Raw genomic sequence first — 19,116 nt, 5'->3', positions numbered from 1 at the left:
AAATAATGCAACATAACATCAATAGGTTATGTTTATTTCAGCGTCGACTAATTATCCCCTAGTTTTAACATATAGCTATCGTCAGCTTGCCTTGTTAAATAAATTCGTACAGGATCACCTGATGAAAAGTGACCCAATAGGACCACCCCATCTGGTCCGAATTTCAACCCGACTTCCATTACTTGATATTGTCCATTTGGTGGATAAGATTCTGGGAGACCGATAACTATCCACTGGGCATTCAAATTATCTGGCTTGCCATCCTTATTGATGTAGGGTTTGTTGTCAGTGTGCAAGTACATGTATTGATTATCGTGGGTGTTTTTAATGTTATAAGAACCATCTTGCCGTTTTTCGAAACGGAAAGTCCCTTTCCAAGGAGAGTTATAAATCCCAACCCGACCCCAGCTTGAATCTTGACGATTCAAGTAATAACCGAGCCTATCCTTGACCTTTAAAGTAGTGGCTGTATACAAATCTTTGTTCAGCGGTACAGTAAACACAGCCACAGAGGCTGCTCCCCCGCCACAATTCAAGGCTAGCCAGTCACCAAAATTACACATAAATTGGTTATTGACGCGACTTATTATTCTGATATCAACGTACTGAGGGTTCGCATCGCTGATTTTCCAGTCGGCGGGAGGGATATCAAACCTATCACCGTTTCGCCATTTCCAGTTATAAGCCAGATGCAGGGAAGGATCGATTTCATTTTCATTCCCCCAGGTTGGGAGCATGTTGTAGAGGCAGATACGTTGTCCGTTTTCAAATTGTTTTACTTTTTCTGATTGTGTCTGTGATGTACCCCAGTCTTGCTTCATACAGGCAGTTTGGGTGCGACCATTGCCACCATCTTCATTTGGGTTAATAGCTTGAACGTATGTCGCATCGCGGTGATTCTTATCTGCATACCATTTGAGAGTTTCCTGCTCGTCTTTGACACTTAGCCACTGTTTTGCTACTGCTGTCGCTTCGCTAAGTGCAACTGCCTGCCGTTTTGCAGGATCAGCGGCCATGGTTCGAATGAAGGCCGCCCATACATCCTTGGTGGCCTCAATTGCTACGAGAGCAACAGGTTTAATATTGCTGGGCTTATAGGTACCCCATGTAGTACCTTTCCACTTTGATGCTGGATCCCAAATGACATCCCCACTTTCATAGGGCGGAATTTTGTCATGAGCGTGTTGTTCGGAGCCGCTTGCACATAAATAACTTTTAACTTGGCGAACTTTTTCGTATTGATCGTCTGCGGTGCGGACAGTATGATCCTGACTGAAGGAATCCTCGAACAAATGCAAGGCGCGGCCCAACAGGAAATAGTTACGGTCGACGGTTACCTGCACACTATAACCGCCACCGTCCCAAACCTTCATATCGCCGGGGGGTGCAATGGCAGCAGCAACGAAATATTTGATGAACCGTTCCTTTGAGTTATTTGCTGCTGTAAGGCCCCCTTGTCCGCCAACATCGTCATAACGGCGCATGTAGTGGTCATATTGCACGTCTGCCGGCTCTTGTGTGACATTATCAAGGCAGTTGTATTTATGGAAGATCTTTGAGTTGGTGAAGTTATTACCGCCAATATCGACCCACCTTTCGCCAATGATGGCATCCCATACTGGTTTATATTGCGCGGCGTAGGTTTTTTCGCTAAAGACTAATTTTTTAATGCGTGCGACTTCATTCATTGCAGACGTCAGATCCAAATTTTTTGCTTTACCATTTGTCCATTTCTTGCGTGGGTCATTAGGGTCGTCCGAAATATATTTATCGTCACCGAGCAACTCAATGGCGGAAAGGCGAGTAATCCATTCATGACCCATAGGGATAGGATTACTTGCATCCGTTCCGGCATGCTGGGTAAAACTCAATACGCTGGTCGGAAATACGGCTAATGTGATAAGACAAAGCAGATAATTGAATCTAATCCATTTCATGATTTTATCCTTTTTTGTTGTTGTAAATGGCATCGCAAATTTAATCACGCGGATTCAAGTTTGAAGTGCAACAGCCGATGGTTGCTCGGTATAACATAATTCCACCCCGAAGAATACTTCATGCGGAACCCTATGTCAGACCACATTCAACCTGCAAGCGCACCAATAATTGGTGAATTCAAGATCTAAGTGCAACATTTTGTTTGAATGTTAGAACTGGCCCCGTCCGCTTTCGTGCGTGCCATACCGCACAGATCAGGTCCAGGAAATATTGCTACTATGTAACTAAAGTAGGAAATCTAAATTTATATGTGTGTTAAAGATAAAATGAAGAAAAAATATAAATTACCCCATGAACGTGATCAAACCACCGATCCCGATGGAACAGGTTCTGGCCCCCAGAATGATGAATCTCAAAAGGTGTTGGATCAAGCTTTAACTGACATAATTCGTGGCATAAAAGATACAGATCTGGGCACACCTTCGGACGTACCAACAGAAAAAAATAAAAAAGAATAAACTACTGTTGATATTTTTAATTTTACTGTAATAACTTGAATTTAGAGTATTTCTGAGACTTTCACAATTTCATGACCAATTGGAATCATGATTAATATTAGTTATACCAAGAAAGGAAGGGCGACCCCAAAAGAAAATTGACATCGCCAATCAACATTACTCTTACCCTAATTATTTCGCTTGACACCAATTATTTTTCGCGCATGTCCAAGGCCTGCCCCACCGAATAAGTGCCGTGTTATATATGGCTGCTGTCGTGGGAACACGTGGGAACACGTTACAATCCACACATCAAAGCTGTTTATGAACGCTTGCTTGCCCGAGCCAAGTCCAAGATGTCTTCCCTTGGTGCCGCAATGCGCAAGTTATTGCATGTGTGCTTTGGTGTACTCAAAACTCAACAGCCGTATCAACACGATTATTTAAAATAATGTTTGACGTTAGAGACGGTATCTACGTTAGCCCAGGCCTACGCTTGCTGAACGTCACGCCTATTGCTTGCCACGTGCAGCGTGTAGGGATGCCATTGCAATTGCTAAGATAAAAGCTGCAGCAAGCGCTAGGCTGACAGTGGAAGATGCCGGTATGGGAGAGGGATTGGTGACTATTAGGGTACGTGTCTGCGGTGTGAAAGGACCGCTCCACGTTACGACGTAAGTGCCCGCAGGGAGTAACCCAAGGTTCGCTGTCTCTGTATACGGAGACAGTACAGTGAGACAGCCTAAAGTGGAAATGAACGGCGTTGACGTCAGGTCAATTTGGTTACCAACTCGCGTGATAACGGGCGGGTTGATGAACCGACAGTTGCTTCCGCTTACGCCAGAAAGCACAGCGAGTACAGGTTGACCGGCAATCGGCTGCGAGGGAGAAATGTCGAGGTGTTCAGAGGAGGCGATAGCTCTGGGCGATAACAGTAACAACATTACTGACAGAGCGATCACAGTACACACTGTACGACAAAAGCACATGACCATGCCCTCCTCAGCGTTGTTATTCAATTGCCATCCGCGCGAGATCTCCAACAGACTACCTTGCCCGACGTGAGAATCGCCATAGGCACTTCGACATGGCGGCCCACGGCGATCTGACGCCCAACGTAAAACAGACACCCGAAAAAATGTCGACAAAGACACCTTCGAGATGTGTAATCCAAAAATATCCATGCAGTGCATTGTTTCAATTGGATATAAAAATTTCGAACACTCTAATTTTTCTGATAAAACCGACATGCAGATATCTCCCAAGTTACTTAATTAAGAACTCGATAAATTGCTGGTGAGGTACTATGCTATTCCTTATTATTGCGTGGCCCCATTTATTCTAGAGACTTTTTCTTATCCCGATTGGGCTTCTCAGTAGTGGAAACGCAACTGAGCAATCATCAATGCATCACCCTCTATGCGATACACCATGCGATGCTCATCCGTAATTCGGCGTGACCAAAACCCTGAAAGGGCATGCTTCAATTGTTCGGGTTTGCCTACTCCCGCGAAGGGCTCGCGCTGTGTCTCACGTATCAGCTTGTTGATTCGCTCGACCATGCGCTTGTCTTGCTTCTGCCAATATAGATAGTCTTCCCATGCATTATCAGCGAAGATCAGCCTCACTTCACAAGCGTCTGTTCAACGCCTTTACCTTCATTCAGTTGCACGATGGCAGCGAGAAGGCGCTTGGCATTGGCGGGGGTACGCAAGAGGTAGGCGGTTTCCTCCAGTGACTTGTAGTCTTCGAGCGAGAGCATCACGACGGATTGTTCTCCATTGCGGGTAATGATCAAGGGTTCGTGATCGTCGCAAACACGGTCCATGGTGTTCGCGAGATTTGCACGAACGGTGGTATAGGTAATCGCATCCATAACAAGCCTCCCAATATGTACGTGTTACTGTACATCTTTAGCGGCAACTTGTCTATCAGACTGAGTTTGGTTGACCGCGAACGGTAATGCTTTTGCTGGAACACACCATTATTGATCAGACACCGTTTATCCAAGAAGCCGTTCGCATTGAGCTTGTCGAAATGTGAATGGATTCTTATGCTTCGACAGGCTCAGCACAAACGGCAGTCAAGTTCAATTCGTGCCGGATCAATAGGTTGCAGCCTGCTAAGCCGGAGAAATCTGCCACTGCTTTAATTCACGGCGTCGCTTGGCATAATCGGGGCAGGCAATTTCGACAATCTGCCAAAATGCAGCAGAGTGGTTCATCTCGACCAGGTGGGCAAGTTCATGTACGACGACGTAATCAATCAAGAGCAGCGGCATTTTGATGAGTTGCCAGTTGAGGCGCACAACGCCACGTGTGGTGCAACTGCCCCATTGCTTGCGCGCGGTGGAAAGCTTGACCATGCGCGGCGTGACGCCCATCTGGGGTGCATAGTGTGCTACGCGTTCTTGAAAAAGTTTTATTGCTCCGCGGTGAAGCCACTGTGTGACAGCCTGTTCTATCAATGCTTCATTAGCATCATCTGTGACGTGCACGAACAATTGCTCACTTTGCAGCAGCGGTGGTGTCGCAAACAAGCTGACGACTACACGCAGAGTAAGCGCCTCGCCGATGAAAGTGATGGATTGTCCATCCCGCCATTGTGGCGAGACAGGCTTCTTTGCTTGCCAATTCTCAAGTTTTTTTACCACCCAATGTGCTTTGTCCTGTAACACATCGTGCAGCCATTTCTCTGAGGCGCGCAGCGGCATGTTTACCGTCAGCCCATGATTGTCGATGCGCAGGCCTATGCTACGGCGCCGGTTAGTACGTTTGAGGGTATAGTTGATCTGAGTACCAACCAGATCTATTGTGCGTTGTTCGACGGTCAACGGGGAAATGAGGTGGCGCAGTTTGCTAAGCATCAGGGCAACCGCGTGACTTCGGTTTCGATCCATTCTTCCACACGCCGGTTGATCTCCTCGGCCTTTAGTCCGGCGGGATCAATTGGTGTGCCTATACTCATGGTGATCACGCCCGGATACTTGAAAAAGGATTCTCTCCCCCACAGTTTGCCCGCGTTATGCGCCACAGGGACGATTGGCACGCCGCTGGATGCCCCTAGAAGCGCACCGCCTATCTTGTATTTGCCGCGCTGACCAAATGGAATGCGTGTTCCTTCCGGAAAAATAACCACGCAGAAGCCTAGCTTCAGTCGTTCTTTACCCTGGCGCAGCAGCTGCTTGATTGCCTCGCGGCCTTCGCTACGTTTAATGGCAACGGGGCTGGTCATTGCAAGGCCCCAACCAAAAAAAGGAAACCACAACAATTCACGCTTGATCACCCATACTTGCGGCGGAAATACTTTTTGTAGCGCGATAGTTTCCCATGCAGATTGATGCTTGCACAGCACCAGACATGGCGTGCTCGGGATGTTATCAGCGCCACGCACTTCCATGCGGATGTCGCATACCACGCGCAACAGCCATAGCATGGTAAGCGCCCAGCCAGAGATGATGCGATAGCGTGTAATTGGATGAAACGGAAAGGTGAGTATCGCAATTAGCGTAAACACTGGCGTAATAACGATTTGCAGCAGCAGAAAAATCAACGAGCGTATGAAGACCATATCAGGAAAACTCTAAGAAGATCGTCGTTCCCAAGCAGGCAGGAACGGTAAATTCAGATTTTTTAAAGGTGTCATTAAATCAGGGTAGAAACAAATTCTGCCAGATCACGATAAATCAGCGTACCTTCCGGCAAACCGCCCTTGGCTTGGGTCTTTGCTCCCTTGCCGGTAAGCACTAATATCGGCTGTGCGCCCATCTTGGCGGCAGGCTCCAGATCGCGTAATGAATCACCTACCATAGGCACGCCGTGCAGGTTCACGTTATAGCGCATGGCAATTGCTTCCAGCATGCCGGTTTTAGGTTTGCGACAAGTGCAGTTGGCTGCCTCCGAATGTGGACAATAAAAAATTGCATCTATACGACCGGCAGCCTGCGTCACCATTTTGTGCATCTTATCGTGAATGGTATTCAGTGTGAACATATCGAGCAGACCGCGCCCTACACCTGACTGATTGGTCACCACCACCACGCGATAGTCCGCTTGCACCAAACGAGCAATTGCTTCGAGGCTGCCTGGTAGCGGCTTCCATGCTTTCGGGTGTTTGATGACCTGAGGAGAGCCATAATTGATCACGCCGTCGCGGTCAAGGATGATGAGCTTTATTGGTGGCGCCATTTTCAGGCCGCCAGTCTGGAGATGTCAGCGACCTGATTCATCAGGTCACCCAATCGCTGCAGCAAGGCCAGGCGATTATTTCGCACAGCAGGATCTTCTGCCATTACCATCACTTTGTCGAAAAATTCATCTACTACTGTGCGCGCCGAAGCCAGCGAAGTAAGCACAGCGGTGTAATCCTGTTTTTGCATTCCAGCTGTCACCTGCGGTGCAAGGCGTTGCACTACTTCATACAAGCTGCGTTCTGCATCGTCCAGCAACAGATCAGTTTGAATCTCGGCTTCTGCTTTGGCGGTTTTTTTCAAAATATTCTGAATCCGTTTGTTGGCGGCCGCCAGTGCCGCCGCTTCCGGTAGTTTGCGGAAGGCGCACACTGCTTCCAGGCGTGGTATTACGAGATCTATACGCGTTGGATTTTGGCACACAACAGCTTCAATTTCATCGGGCGAGAAATCGCGTTCGCGCAAATAACCGCGCAGTCGCTCAAGCATGAAACCATGCACATCGGCCACGACACTGCCGCTCAATTTTTCAGCAGCGAAACTATCTTTGCTCAATTGCAATAGGGTATCTAACGGCAACGCCAGCGGCGTCTCGATTAGAATGCGTAACACGCCCAGCGCGTGGCGGCGTAACCCAAATGGATCTTTGTCGCCAGTTGGGATCAGACCAATCCCGTAAATGCCAACTAATGTATCCAGCTTGTCAGCCAGCGCCACTGCGCAAGCCACCGCGCCATGTGGCAGACTGTCACCGGCAAAACGTGGGTGATAGTGCGCTGCAATAGCATCTGCTACTACCTGTTTCTCGCCGTCATGCAGCGCATAATAACGTCCCATAACGCCTTGCAGCTCAGGAAATTCGCCGACCATGTCAGTGGTCAAATCAGCCTTGGCCAGTCGTGCCGCCAGTTCAGCCACTGATTTTTCAGCATTTAACTGGTGCGCGATGGCTCCGGCCAGGATAGTTATGCGCTCGACGCGTTGCAATTGTGTACCGAGCTTGTTGTGATAGACCACGTTGCCCAGCCGGGCGACGCGCGATTCCAGCGTTTGTTTGCGATCCTGGTTCAAAAAGAAGCGCGCATCGGCCAGGCGCGGACGCACCACGCGCTGATTACCATCAACTATATATTTTGGATTATCCACCTGCATATTAGAAACAATCAGAAATTTATTGAGCAGCTTTCCGTCATTATCCAATAACGGAAAGTACTTCTGGTTCTGCTGCATGGTCAGTATCAGACACTCTTGCGGTACTTCAAGGTATTCCTTTTCGAATTCACCCACATAGACTTCCGGCCACTCCACCAGCGCTGAAACTTCATCCAGCAGGCCATCGGATGGATTGATGCGTGCGTTAAGTGCGTACGCCTTGGTTTTGAGATCTTGATCTATTTTGGCGCGGCGCTTTTTAAAAGAGACTATAACCTTGCCGCGAGTCAACAACATCTCTTCATAGCTATTTGCGGATTCGATCGACATCTCACCCGTATGCAGGAAACGATGCCCGCTCGTTAACCGTCCACTCTGCAGTCCCAATACCTCGCCGGGGACTATGCGATCTCCATGCAGCATAATCAAACCATGCACCGGACGCACAAATTGGCGGTCGGAGTCGCCCCAGCGCATCAGTTTGGGTACGGGCAGTTTTTTCAAAGCTTGAGTAACGACGTCAGCCAAATAGTCATCCAGGTGCTGGCCTTTTTTCTCCAACCGTGCGACGAAATATTCCGTCTTGCCGTCATTGTTACGCAGCAATTCATCAAAAGTTACGCCTGCACCGCGCATGAATCCTTCCAGTGCTTTGCTGGGTTTGCCTTCGGCATCTATCCCAGCAGCTACTGCTGGGCCTTTACGTTCTATCACACGATCAGCCTGCTGTGATTCTACGTTTGTAATTGTCAGGGCCAGCCGACGCGGCGTAGCAAAAGGCGTGCAAATACTATCTTCATCCGCCAGTTTCTGTTCGCGCAGCTCAGTAAATACTTCGTTGGCGAAAACAGTGGAAAGACGCTCCAGCGCCTTGGGCGGCAGCTCTTCGGTAAGCAGCTCAACCAATAAAGTCTGCTTCATTGTTTTATCTCTCTAGTCTTGCACATCGGGAAGCCAAGTTCCTCACGCGAATCGTAATAAGCCTGCGCTACCAGCCTGGACAAGGTTCGCACGCGGCCGATGTACGCTGCACGTTCGGTCACCGAAATAGCACCGCGCGCATCCAGCATATTAAAACTATGCGAGCACTTCATCACCATCTCGTAACCGGGCAATACCAGTTTAACGGCGATCAAGCGCTTGGCCTCGGCTTCATATTCACTGAAGTGCCGGAATAGCATCTCGACGTCGGCGTGTTCAAAGTTGTATTTGGATTGTTCTACCTCGTTTTGGTGGTATATGTCACCGTACGTCACGATGTTGTCGCCATTTCTGGCCCACACCAGATCATATACATTTTCCACATCCTGCAAATACATCGCCAGACGCTCAAGCCCATAAGTAATTTCGCCCAGTACCGGACGGCAGGTCAGCGAGCCAACTTCCTGAAAATAAGTGAACTGCGTTACCTCCATGCCATCCAGCCAAACCTCCCATCCCAAGCCCCACGCGCCCAGCGTGGGTGATTCCCAATCGTCTTCCACAAAGCGAATATCGTGCTCACTGGTATTAATGCCCAGCGCGCGCAGACTGTCGAGATAAAGCTCCTGTATGTTGTCGGGCGAAGGCTTGAGCACAGCCTGATACTGGTAATAATGCTGTAACCGGTTCGGGTTTTCGCCGTAACGTCCATCTTTGGGGCGACGTGAGGGCTGTACATAAGCGGCGCGCCATGGCTCCGGGCCGATCGCACGCAAAAAAGTGGCGGTGTGAAAAGTACCTGCACCAATTTCGATATCGTAGGGCTGCAACAGAGCGCAACCTTGCTTATCCCAGAATTGCTGTAGCGTCAGGATGATTTGTTGAAATGTGAGCATGTGACAAAACCGTCGTGATTGGTGAAAGTCGCTATTTTATTCCAATTTCTATTCGATAGTGGAACAAGGCGGGGACGGCGAACAATGCAAAGTACATTGTCAGTTTATACTGAAGATAATTATCGATTAGCTAAGTGACGCTCAGATCGAAAATTAGCCAGTCAAAATGGGGACTTTATCTATTGAGTTCCCACCTGTCCGAATAGTAGCCTAATTTCAGCTCATTCAAAGGTGGGAACAACAGCATTTTTAGAATTACTTTTGATTACGACTTTATAGCGCGTAATACCGTAGCGCCTATGTCGGCTGGATTACGTACAACGAACATACCCAGTGCTTCCATCGTGTCAATTTTAGCAGTTGCGGTATCGGACTCGCTGCTGATAATCGCACCGGCATGCCCCATGCGTCGCCCAAGTGGGGCCGATAAGCCTGCGACATAGCAGATTAGCGGTTTACGCATGTTTTTCTTAGCCCAGCGGGCCGCATCTACTTCCTGCGGACCTCCGATTTCACCAATCATGAGCACAGCATCGGTCTCTGGATCATCTTCAAATGCCTTTAATACAGTCGCAAAGTCAGTTCCATTGACTGGATCACCTCCGATACCGATCGATGAAGATTGGCCGAGGCCGAGATCACTCATCTGGGCGACAGCCTCATAATTTAGTGTGCCGGAGCGCGAAACAATTCCGATTCTTCCCGGGCTGTAGATATGAGAAGGCATGATGCCAACCTTTCCTACGCCTGGTGTAATAATGCCCGGTGTATTCGGGCCGATGATAACTGAGTGGGTGCCCAGCCGGTAGCGCTCCACACGCACCATATCCTGCACAGGTATACCATCCGCGATGACAACAATCGTTTTAATCCCTGCATCAATAGCTTCCATGATCGCATCTGCGGCGAAGGGCGGAGGGGCAAAAATACCAGAGACATCAGCGCCTGTTGCCTGCACTGCTTCCTCAACGGTATCAAATACAGGTAAATCCAAGTGTTTCGTTCCACCCTTACCTGGCGTCACGCCACCGGTCACCTTAGTACCAATTTTCATCGCCTCTTCGGCGTGAAAGGTGGCATGCTGTCCGGTAAACCCCTGAAATATTACACGCGAATCTTTATTTAAAAACACACTCATGAATGTTCCTTTTCTAGCGGTGCCACTTTTTTTACAATCTTGTTTATTTCAGCAACCGCTATTGCGGCAGCATCATTGAGATCACTGGCGATAATAAAGGGGAATTTAGAGTCGTTGAGGATAGCTCTTCCTTCTTCAACATTTGTACCTGCCAGCCGAATGATGATTGGCATTTTTATATTCTGGTCACGCATGGCTTGAATAATACCTGTGGCGATCCAGTCACAACGGTTAATTCCAGCAAAAATATTGATGAGGATAATTTTAACGGCAGGGTCTTGCAACACAATGTGGAAAGCATTAGCAACTTTTTCCGGTGTAGCTCCACCCCCGACATCCAGGAAATTAGCCGGGCTTCCACCATGCAAAGTAATGGCATCCATAGTTGCCATTGCCAGGCCAGCACCATTGACAATGCAGCCAACATCACCGTCCAGTGCAATGTAATTCAAACCATGCCCAGTAGCCTCCACTTCCTTTGGATCTTCCTCGTCAAAATCCCGTAATTCGGAAATTGCCGGTCTGCGGTACAGTGCATTGTCATCAAAAGACATTTTTGCATCAAGCGCCAACAACTGGTCATTATCTACAACAGCCAGTGGATTGATTTCAGCCATGAGTGCATCATTGTCTCGCATACAGCGATATAGACCCTTCATGACCTTTACTGCCTGCGGCAATAGAGACCCTTTCAATCCGACTTTATAAGCGACCTTGCGGCATTGAAAATCGAGCAGTCCCACTGCAGGATCAATAATTTCCCTGATGATTAGTTCCGGTGTTTTCTCCGCAACTTCCTCTATGTCTACCCCCCCCTCAGCGGAGGCAACCAAAGTGATTCGCCGCGTAGCACGATCAATAACCAGACCAACGTAATACTCGCGCGCAATCGTACTTGCCTGCTCAACAAGGACCCGACGGACAAGTCTGCCTTCCGTACCTGTTTGATGCGTCACCAACAGGCTACCAAGTATTTCATCGGCAATTACTCTTACTTCCTCAATGCTGCTACCCACCCGGACGCCACCCGCTTTACCACGGCCTCCGGAATGTATCTGCGCCTTGACAACCCAACGCGCCCCGCCGATTTCTTCAGCGACCATGGCCGCTTGTGCATCAGAGTGAACGACGCGCCCCGGTGGTACAGGAACACCATAGTGTTTCAGTAAATCTTTAGTTTGATATTCATGAATATTCATAGCACTTTACTCACTTAACTCCAGGCTTAGACGCCTGTATCTGATCCGCCTTGGCAACCAAAACCTGCGCCTGTCTGATGGACGCCGCATCGATAAGGCGACCATTAAGCGAAACCGCTCCCTTACCTTCGCGCGCGGCTTGTTCCATGTTTTCCAGAATGCTGCGGGCTCGGCTGACTTCTGCCTCGTTCGGCGTAAACATTTCGTTAGCTAATGCAATTTGTGATGGATGGATGGCCCATTTTCCTTCAACTCCCAGTGCGGCGACATTACCCGCAACTGCCATAAAACCATCTGGATCATTAAAATCACCAAATGGGCCATCAATCGGTCTCAGACCATATGCGCGACAAGCTACAACCAGTCTTGATATCGCGTAATGCCATTGATCGCCCCAATGACGCATCCGCTTTCCATTTTCATCGGCGTCGGTCAGTATGGAGCAATTAGGGTTAGCGCCACCCATGTTGGTCGTGCGTGCCTGCGTAGAAGCGGCGTAATCGGCCACACCAAATACCATCGCTTCCATACGGGTTGGGCATGCTTGAGCGATTTGTTCGATATTTGCCATGCCGAGTGCTGTCTCAATAAGCACATGAATATTGACTGGCTTGATTTTCTTTGCCGCCTCGATTTGTTCCATCAGAGTTGCGACAAAATAGACATCGTCCGGTCTATTAACTTTTGGGATCAGAATGGTATCGAGCTTATCTCCGGCAGCTTCCATCACATCTACGATATCGCGGTAGCACCAATGCGTATCGAGCCCGTTTATTCGCACCGAAACAGAGCATGCAGACCAGTCCATATCATTTAATGCCGCTATGACATTTTTGCGAGCCTGATCTTTATCATCAGGAGCAACCGCGTCTTCCAAATCCAGAAAGACCACATCAGCACCTGCTGTTGGCGCTTTTTCAAGCATACGTAGATTACTGCCCGGAACGGCCAATTCGCTACGATGAAGTCGAGTTTTAACTGCCATTATGCTTTCCCCTTGATTTGTATATTTATTGTTTGACGTAATGCGACACCGATGTCATCGGTATGGTTTTTTTGGGTGCAAACTATATCACGATGTTAGCTCGACTTCATATTTTGGACTTTCGCGTAGGTCAAGATAGCCTCCTGCCATATTTAGAGGTGTCCTTTAATTACTATCCAGTTGAATTCACTGAAGTGAAAGGATTTTGATAGGTTAATCCAAGCATCACAGAAATATTTTTCTGTGACTATGTGTACGCAACCGCACATACTTTTCTCATAATTCCTTTAATAATATAAACATTCACAATCATGTTTCTTTTCCAATTACCGTCTGTATTGCCTACCGCAAGAAACCATAAATACTGTTTTCTGCCCAATGGATATTTGTCCACTATTAACGCCAAAGTTGCGACAATTTTTCCGTTGTCTCAAATAACTATTTTGTAATGTCGAAACTACAATAAAATATATAGAAATTATTTTTGATCACACAATGACGTTTGATAAATCACACAGCAACACGGGTTCTAATATCTATCAGCAATTGTTGGCAGCAAACAATCGGACGTTAGCACATATTGCCCGAGGATCTCCTCTTACTCAGACGCTAACCTGTATTGTGAGTGGTGTCGAAGAGCACAATCCTGAAATATTTGGTGCCATTTTCCTGATAAATGAGAACGAAAGTCACATACATCTGGGTGCTGCACCTAGTCTGCCTGAAAATTACAGTCGCGCAATTAATGAGAGCACACGTAATTTTACAGTTAGTGCGGATCAACTGACTGAAGATAGCATGGTCCAAATTACCGCCGAGAATGGAGCAGGTCAATTCTGGCGCAGCTTTTACAATTTGGCTTTGCAGCATGGCTTGTATGTATGTTCGGTGACACCGATCCGGTCCGCCGAACACAGCGCACTTGGAATTTTCGTCGCCTATTCAAAAAATCCTGATCGAGTAAACAAACAACACCAACAATCTATTGTTGACGTCATAGCGTTGGCATCCATTGCCATTGAGCGCGATATCAGTGCAGCCAAGATTAAAATGGCTGAGGAACATTTGCGCGAAAATGAGACAAGAATGGCACTGGCAATCGATGGAAGTGGCGCCGGAATTTGGGATCGAAATATATCGACGGGCGAGATTCATTATTCAGATGGCTGGAATGCAATGCTCGGTTACTCGGGTTTAGATATCACCAGTCGGATTGAAGATAGTTATACACGTGTGCATCCAGATGATCTGGCTAGTGTTAAAGAAAGAATACAAGCACATTTTGATCAAAAGACCGAAATATATGAGGTCAAACACAGAATCCGTTGCAAGGATGGCCACTACAAATGGATATTGAGCCGCGGTCGGGTTATTAGCCGCGACCAGGAAGGTAACCCGCTTCGCATGATAGGCATGACAACTGATATTACGGATATGCAAGCCTTGTCCAATAGGCTGCAGCAGAATATCGACTTGATAACTTGTTTGACAAATGAAATTTCGGGACTCGTATTTCAATACTGCCTTTTGCCGAATGGAACTGCGTATTTCTCATATGTTAGTGAGGGAATCAGAGATATTTACGAAATCACTCCAGATCAGGCCGTCGATGATGTCACGCTGGTACATAAAGCCATTCATCCAGATGATTTAGGGGCTTACTGTGATTCACTCGAAGTCTCTGCCGCCACTCTGATGCCCTGGCATTTTGAGTACCGTGTCATATTACCCAAGCAAGGGTTACGTTGGCGGCATGGAGACGCGCGGCCATGTCGAATGCAGGACGGCAGCATAATGTGGCATGGCTTGATCTCTGACATTACCGAACGTAAACGCAGAGAATTCGAATTACAGGAGTTCGCCACAATTGATTTTCTGACGCAGTTACCCAATCGGCGTTATTTTATGGCCCGAATGGAAGAGGAGCTGGCCCGAATTCAGAGTGCCGCAGGCACGTACTCAGCAGTTCTGATGTGTGATCTTGATCAATTTAAAATTATTAATGACAGTTATGGCCATGCCACTGGTGACTTGGTACTCAAGCATTTTGCAACCATACTGCGTGACAAATTGCGCAAAAGCGATACCGTGGGCCGCGTAGGTGGCGAAGAGTTTGCAATTGTTTTATCCAATACGGATATTACCGAAGCAAATATTTTTGCTAAACGAGTGCAGAAACAGATGGCAGAAACGCCTCTCGTTAAAAGCGGAGCATCAATCACAGTGACAGTGAGTATAGGTATTGCTGTCATGAATGAAAGTGATACGAGCGCTGACGCACCTCTTTCTCGCAGCGACATGGCGCTGTACCAAGCCAAAGAAAATGGTCGCAACCGTATTGAAATTGCCACTGAATAGCGTTGCCGCCCAGCAGGATTGCCGCTTTGCAACCCAAATGGGCACTTTACAATAGCGTAATTTATACGCTAAATCTGATTCGTGGATTAGAGAATGCTAATGATAAAACAGTGTCAGTTAATCAGCTATCAAAATCGAGTGGGTCGTTTTATCGCGCCAGGATGTTGCCGATATTCGATGTCGCTAAAACCATAATACTGTGATTCGCCGTTTAAACCAGAAAAGCTTCACTGTGTCGCGAAATAATTTTCAAAATTAGGACACTTAAAGTATTTTAATCCTTGTTACCATCGAGCACCATCGATACAATCGCAGCCAAACTTACCAGCAAAATTCCCCCTCTATATATGATGAGTAAAATCGCGTTATTTTCAAATCTGTTAATTCTGCTGTTTAGCAGCCACATCTTCGCCGCAACTAAAGCGATTCCTGACCCACCTTCGTTTACAGCAGACAGCTTTTATCTGGTCGATTTCGAAAGCGGTCGCGTGCTTGCAGAGAAAGACCCAGACAAGGTCGTTGAACCAGCCAGCATTACCAAGCTGATGACCGCCTACCTGGTCGACAAAGCCCTTGAGGCTGGAGATATTAAACACAGTGACCTAGTGACCATCAGTGAAAAAGCCTGGCGCATGCAAGGTTCCAAAATGTTTGTCGAAGTCGGCAAACAGGTTTCTGTCGACGATTTGATGAAGGGTTTGGTCATCCAGTCCGGTAATGATGCCAGTGTCGCGCTAGCCGAGCATGTCGCTGGTTCTGAATCTGCGTTCGTGGGTTACATGAACCATCAGGCGAAGGTGCTGGGTATGAAAAATACCCAATTTCAGAATGCAACGGGTTGGCCAGCCGAAGGGCATTACAGCACGGCCCGTGATATCGCTATATTAACTGCCGCGATTATTCGTGAATATCCACAGACTTATCAACTTTACCGCGAAAAAGAATACACCTACAACGGTATTAGCCAGTTAAATCGTAATCGTCTGCTCTGGCGCGACGACACAGTCGATGGCGTTAAAACGGGGCATACCGAAGCAGCTGGCTATTGCCTGGTGGCTTCTGCACTGCAGGACGACATGCGCTTGATTTCAGTAGTTCTAGGCACGAGCTCCGATAAAGCGCGTACCGACAGCAGTCAGTCATTGCTAAACTATGGTTTTCGATTTTTCGAAACCCACCGGTTGTATAAAGCCAACGAAGTATTGAAAACAGCACGACTTTGGCGTGGTGAAAAAGAACAGGTAGACATGGGTGTCGGTCGCGATATCTACGTTACTATTCCGCGTGGGCGGTATAAGGAACTCGACGCGGCGATGGAAATTGAAGGTAAAATTTCGGCACCTATCGCCAAAGGCCAGAAACTCGGCCAGGTCAATATCAGCCTGGATAATAAAGTCATTGTTACCGAGAGTATCATCGCCACACATGCAGTTGCCGAGGGTGGGTTTTTCTCACGAACACTTGACAGTATCAAGCTCATGTTCAACTAAGACCGATGGTCGAAATGTTACCATTCCGGCTTTCTGCATTTGAGCGACTCGATTTCCCGAAAAAACAAGCTGGCTGACACCTTAGTTTTTTCCAATATTTTTTCACGGTGGCTAATGCTCTCTACCCTGCCCGTTCGAGCTTGTTTTCTGCGCCGCTCAAGCTAAATGATTAGTTTGATTCTTCACTTAATCTCTTCATAGAAATCATATTTATAAGTTCTGTCATACATCCCATCACGATTTGAATCAAATTCAGAGGAGATTAACTTATTAAGTTTATACGTTTGTATTTTTCTAGGGATGCGTGAAGCGGGATCAATTATCTCTACTTCATACAGAACGCCATTATTAAAAAGCATCCTATAGTCAATCTCACCATCATTGTTTAGATCTGATTCTTGCAGTATGGGATTGCCTCGCTTATAGGTTACAGTGCTTTCATATACACCATCAAAGTCATCGTCTAATTCTGACTTATAAAGCCTGCCTTTATAATCATAGCTATGAACAGTATCTGTTCGTCCATCTAGATTGCGATCCTTTTCAACACTTCTTAATCTATTGTCCTTGTAAATCTTTTTTTCATCTAATTTCCCGTCGTTATTATTATCTATACCGTCTAAGGTGACTGGAGAGTTATATGACCAGAAGGTCGCGCCCGCACCAATTAATATTCCGAAAAATATTCCACTACCTATACCAGATGTTGCATTATCAGGTTTTTCAGTAGTTTCTTTTACAACTTGCGTGGCTTCCCATGCATTTATAATTTCTTGTGCTTTTTTATAGTCGGATTCATCAACCAGTACGCGAACCATATTCATGGCTTGGAGCTCGCCCGCACCACCTTGTAGGTACTCGCCATCAATGCGGCAAGAGACCCCTGCAATCTGTATCAGATTTAGAATCATGTGCGCCTCTAAACCAGAGGAGGCTTCGTATATGCATTTCATAATAATCTAACGCCTCCGGAACCGAGGCTGTTCAGGACATATCAACAGGCTGATTTTTTAGTTGAAATTCATCACCACCATAAACTTCACCCACAGGGTCACTTCAGTGATCAAGCTCTCTTGATCAAAAAAATCAAGCTGGCTGCCTATTTATTTTCTGTTCTAATAGCATCAGTTTGTAAGCATGTGAAGGACACCTCTTAAGTGCTACAAAATAACAACGGAGATAACGTTATGAATCCTTTGCTTGGTATTGTCAGCTTCATTGCTGTTTTACTCGTTGCTTTACCCGGTCCATTATATAAATACAACATTGTAGAACTAGGTACTGCATTTACTGTACTACGTTACGGAGTTTACGTGGGGATAGCCGCTTTGTTGCTATTGCTAATCCAAGTTCTATTTCTAAGAAAAAATATCCGGTGGGCAGTTGCAGGAATATCGGCAGTATTTGCCATTATTGCCGTTGCTTTGCCGCTTAGCTTGATGAGCAAAGCAAAGTCAGTACCGCCCATCCATGATATCTCAACTGACTTAATTAACCCGCCTGAATTTGTTGCTATTACCGCGCTGCGTGCCAATGCGCCTAATAAAGCAGAATATGCTGGTGAAGAAACAGCGCAACAGCAACGCGAATCCTACCCTGAGCTCACCACGCAACTTTATGAGAAAAGTATTGACGTGTTATTTAGCACCGCACAAAATGCAGTGAATGAACTCGGCTGGAAGTTAGTAAACGCGGATAAGTCGCAAGGCATTATTGAAGCAACCGACACCACAGAATGGTTTGGATTTAAAGACGATGTGGTGATTCGAATTCGCGCTGTTGATGAAGCGAGCATGATGGATATTCGCAGTAAATCCAGAGTGGGTAAAAGTGACCTTGGTAAAAATGCCGAACGTATTCAAGTATTCATTAAACACATTGATACTGCGCTAGCCCGGTAGCCCAACATTACAGGAGGCTGATGAAAAATGCGTTGCCACGTGCAGATGCAGCGTGAAACACATAAGCCCGGGTTCTCGCGGCGACTGACAAAAAACAAGTACATTTGCGCCTGTCACCAAGCCAAGTGTGAGTGAGATGTTGAGCTTCATTTCTTTCAACCCAACTTACCGGGCTACCGAGCTGTGGCGTTCAATGCGCGAAATGGTGTCTTATCATCGCCACCAGCAGAATTGCGATTCCGCAGATTGTTTGCCGAAAGCGGCAACATCAGGGATCAAATCAATGCTCGGTTGCGATGAGGCATTGGATATTCAACAGCACATCGTGAAGCTTTTCCTCAACTTGCCAAAGTTCGTGTTTCGATTGCATGTCCATCCACAACTGGGCGCCATTACCTAGTCGACACTGAATTATTCGATTCTGTCGTTCAGATCAGGCTACGCAAGCAGCC

The 19,116-nt window shown here is 47.1% G+C and carries 18 protein-coding genes and 1 pseudogene; 6 read left to right on the top strand and 13 right to left on the bottom strand.

Annotation, left to right across the window (positions count from 1 at the left end):
• Nucleotides 1-47: 47 nt before the first annotated feature.
• Nucleotides 48-1,937: a hypothetical protein gene (locus MJ770_RS13825; protein ID WP_239255468.1), complete on the bottom strand. Its 1,890-nt coding sequence runs from the start codon at nucleotides 1,935-1,937 to the stop codon at nucleotides 48-50.
• Nucleotides 1,938-2,246: 309 nt separating this feature from the next.
• Here MJ770_RS13825 and MJ770_RS13820 point away from each other — a divergent pair, with 309 nt between their 5' ends.
• Together MJ770_RS13820 and MJ770_RS15735 are read left to right on the top strand one after the other, a co-directional pair.
• Nucleotides 2,247-2,456 carry a hypothetical protein gene (locus tag MJ770_RS13820; protein ID WP_239255466.1) on the top strand — a complete coding sequence of 70 codons (210 nt, stop codon included), beginning with the start codon at nucleotides 2,247-2,249 and terminating at the stop codon, nucleotides 2,454-2,456.
• A 232-nt stretch (nucleotides 2,457-2,688) separates the two neighbouring features.
• Nucleotides 2,689-2,887 (top strand): annotated as a pseudogene (locus MJ770_RS15735) (IS110 family transposase); the annotation flags it as partial.
• Between the two features lie 60 nt (nucleotides 2,888-2,947).
• Here MJ770_RS15735 and MJ770_RS13815 read toward each other — a convergent pair.
• From MJ770_RS13815 to MJ770_RS13765, 11 genes are all read right to left on the bottom strand, one after another.
• Nucleotides 2,948-3,685, bottom strand: coding sequence for a hypothetical protein (locus MJ770_RS13815; protein ID WP_239255464.1), 738 nt, complete (start codon nucleotides 3,683-3,685; stop codon nucleotides 2,948-2,950).
• A 123-nt stretch (nucleotides 3,686-3,808) separates the two neighbouring features.
• Nucleotides 3,809-4,063: a Txe/YoeB family addiction module toxin gene (locus MJ770_RS13810; protein WP_239255461.1), complete on the bottom strand. Its 255-nt coding sequence runs from the start codon at nucleotides 4,061-4,063 to the stop codon at nucleotides 3,809-3,811.
• Nucleotides 4,060-4,311 (bottom strand): type II toxin-antitoxin system Phd/YefM family antitoxin, encoded by a 252-nt coding sequence (locus MJ770_RS13805; protein WP_239255447.1) that lies wholly within the window; start codon nucleotides 4,309-4,311, stop codon nucleotides 4,060-4,062. The genes MJ770_RS13810 and MJ770_RS13805 overlap by 4 nt, the downstream gene beginning before the upstream one ends.
• Nucleotides 4,312-4,557: 246 nt before the next feature.
• The gene (locus tag MJ770_RS13800) at nucleotides 4,558-5,334 is read right to left on the bottom strand and encodes a M48 family metallopeptidase (protein ID WP_239255445.1); all 777 of its coding nucleotides are present in this window, start codon (nucleotides 5,332-5,334) and stop codon (nucleotides 4,558-4,560) included.
• The gene (locus MJ770_RS13795) at nucleotides 5,301-6,005 is read right to left on the bottom strand and encodes a lysophospholipid acyltransferase family protein (protein ID WP_239255443.1); all 705 of its coding nucleotides are present in this window, start codon (nucleotides 6,003-6,005) and stop codon (nucleotides 5,301-5,303) included. The genes MJ770_RS13800 and MJ770_RS13795 overlap by 34 nt, the downstream gene beginning before the upstream one ends.
• Nucleotides 6,006-6,079: 74 nt before the next feature.
• Nucleotides 6,080-6,610 carry a D-glycero-beta-D-manno-heptose 1,7-bisphosphate 7-phosphatase gene (gmhB, locus tag MJ770_RS13790; protein ID WP_239255470.1) on the bottom strand — a complete coding sequence of 177 codons (531 nt, stop codon included), beginning with the start codon at nucleotides 6,608-6,610 and terminating at the stop codon, nucleotides 6,080-6,082.
• A 14-nt stretch (nucleotides 6,611-6,624) separates the two neighbouring features.
• Nucleotides 6,625-8,697, bottom strand: coding sequence for a glycine--tRNA ligase subunit beta (glyS, locus tag MJ770_RS13785; RefSeq protein ID WP_239255442.1), 2,073 nt, complete (start codon nucleotides 8,695-8,697; stop codon nucleotides 6,625-6,627).
• On the bottom strand, nucleotides 8,694-9,593 hold the full coding sequence (gene glyQ / locus MJ770_RS13780; RefSeq protein ID WP_239255434.1) for a glycine--tRNA ligase subunit alpha: 900 nt from the start codon (nucleotides 9,591-9,593) through the stop codon (nucleotides 8,694-8,696). Before glyQ ends, glyS begins: the two co-directional genes overlap by 4 nt.
• A 265-nt stretch (nucleotides 9,594-9,858) precedes the next feature.
• Nucleotides 9,859-10,731, bottom strand: coding sequence for a succinate--CoA ligase subunit alpha (gene sucD / locus MJ770_RS13775; protein ID WP_239255432.1), 873 nt, complete (start codon nucleotides 10,729-10,731; stop codon nucleotides 9,859-9,861).
• Nucleotides 10,728-11,930 carry an ADP-forming succinate--CoA ligase subunit beta gene (sucC, locus tag MJ770_RS13770; protein WP_239255430.1) on the bottom strand — a complete coding sequence of 401 codons (1,203 nt, stop codon included), beginning with the start codon at nucleotides 11,928-11,930 and terminating at the stop codon, nucleotides 10,728-10,730. The genes sucD and sucC overlap by 4 nt, the downstream gene beginning before the upstream one ends.
• 10 nt (nucleotides 11,931-11,940) lie before the next feature.
• The gene (locus MJ770_RS13765; RefSeq protein ID WP_239255428.1) at nucleotides 11,941-12,915 is read right to left on the bottom strand and encodes an HpcH/HpaI aldolase/citrate lyase family protein; all 975 of its coding nucleotides are present in this window, start codon (nucleotides 12,913-12,915) and stop codon (nucleotides 11,941-11,943) included.
• 495 nt (nucleotides 12,916-13,410) lie between these two features.
• Here MJ770_RS13765 and MJ770_RS13760 point away from each other — a divergent pair, with 495 nt between their 5' ends.
• Nucleotides 13,411-15,273 carry a sensor domain-containing diguanylate cyclase gene (locus MJ770_RS13760; protein ID WP_239255426.1) on the top strand — a complete coding sequence of 621 codons (1,863 nt, stop codon included), beginning with the start codon at nucleotides 13,411-13,413 and terminating at the stop codon, nucleotides 15,271-15,273.
• Between the two features lie 281 nt (nucleotides 15,274-15,554).
• Nucleotides 15,555-16,763 carry a D-alanyl-D-alanine carboxypeptidase family protein gene (locus MJ770_RS13755; protein ID WP_239255422.1) on the top strand — a complete coding sequence of 403 codons (1,209 nt, stop codon included), beginning with the start codon at nucleotides 15,555-15,557 and terminating at the stop codon, nucleotides 16,761-16,763.
• 182 nt (nucleotides 16,764-16,945) lie between these two features.
• Here the strand turns inward: MJ770_RS13755 and MJ770_RS13750 are convergent, their stop codons facing one another.
• Nucleotides 16,946-17,716 carry a putative signal transducing protein gene (locus MJ770_RS13750; RefSeq protein WP_256448837.1) on the bottom strand — a complete coding sequence of 257 codons (771 nt, stop codon included), beginning with the start codon at nucleotides 17,714-17,716 and terminating at the stop codon, nucleotides 16,946-16,948.
• Between the two features lie 234 nt (nucleotides 17,717-17,950).
• Here MJ770_RS13750 and MJ770_RS13745 point away from each other — a divergent pair, with 234 nt between their 5' ends.
• Nucleotides 17,951-18,664 carry a DUF1499 domain-containing protein gene (locus MJ770_RS13745; RefSeq protein ID WP_239255412.1) on the top strand — a complete coding sequence of 238 codons (714 nt, stop codon included), beginning with the start codon at nucleotides 17,951-17,953 and terminating at the stop codon, nucleotides 18,662-18,664.
• A gap of 136 nt (nucleotides 18,665-18,800) precedes the next feature.
• Nucleotides 18,801-19,064, top strand: coding sequence for a hypothetical protein (locus MJ770_RS13740; RefSeq protein ID WP_239255411.1), 264 nt, complete (start codon nucleotides 18,801-18,803; stop codon nucleotides 19,062-19,064).
• Nucleotides 19,065-19,116 lie beyond the last annotated feature (52 nt).

It is taken from the genome of Candidatus Nitrotoga sp. M5, from assembly GCF_927904885.1.
Classification (GTDB): domain Bacteria; phylum Pseudomonadota; class Gammaproteobacteria; order Burkholderiales; family Gallionellaceae; genus Nitrotoga.
The sequence above is the reverse complement of the archived record's forward strand: the minus strand, read 5'-3'. Positions and strand labels throughout refer to the sequence as shown.